1 protein-coding gene is annotated in these 589 nt (G+C 58.2%); it reads right to left on the minus strand.

The features are described from left to right. A partial coding sequence (locus QN357_RS19200; protein WP_323505426.1) for a DUF1345 domain-containing protein occupies positions 1–589 on the minus strand: 589 nt, incomplete at both ends.

Below are 589 nucleotides of genomic sequence, written 5' to 3' on the forward strand. Positions count from 1 at the left end.
TGGGCGAGTCCGGAAACGAGGTTGATCGTTGTCGCTAGGACAACGACTCCCAAGACGTAAGAAAGCAACGAATGGCGCAGCGCGGTGATGCGGATATCGTGATTTTGCAGATTGGTGTCCGAAACTTGGAACGTGGCCCCGATCGTCACGGCCAGGTAAGCGAAGTCGGAGTACCGGGGCGGCTCGCGTTGATTGAAGTCAATGCCCCCGGTTTCGTTGCTGTAGTACAGGTGCGCGTATCGCAAGGTGAACACGGTGGTGACCATCAGCCAAGAAGCCGCGATCGTTGACAACGCCAAGGCGACGAGTCCGGCTTTGGCCAGTCCTTCCACGGTGCCAGCCTCAATGAGGATAAGCGCAATGGCCCAGAAACTGGCGATACTTGCGCACAGAATGAGTACCTCGGCGGCGAACCGGGATGGATCTTCTCGAGTGGCATATCGTGCGGTCTCAGAATGATCCAGTCGACCTACCGCTATCCACGTCCACGACAGGAAGACGACCGCCGCCCCAACCCAACCGATAGCCGGCGCGAATGCCCATTTCACAATCAGACCAGAGGCGACGCCAACGAGCACGCCAACGATGA

This window comes from Cryobacterium sp. RTC2.1 (assembly GCF_035018685.1).
Classification (GTDB): domain Bacteria; phylum Actinomycetota; class Actinomycetes; order Actinomycetales; family Microbacteriaceae; genus Cryobacterium; species Cryobacterium glucosi.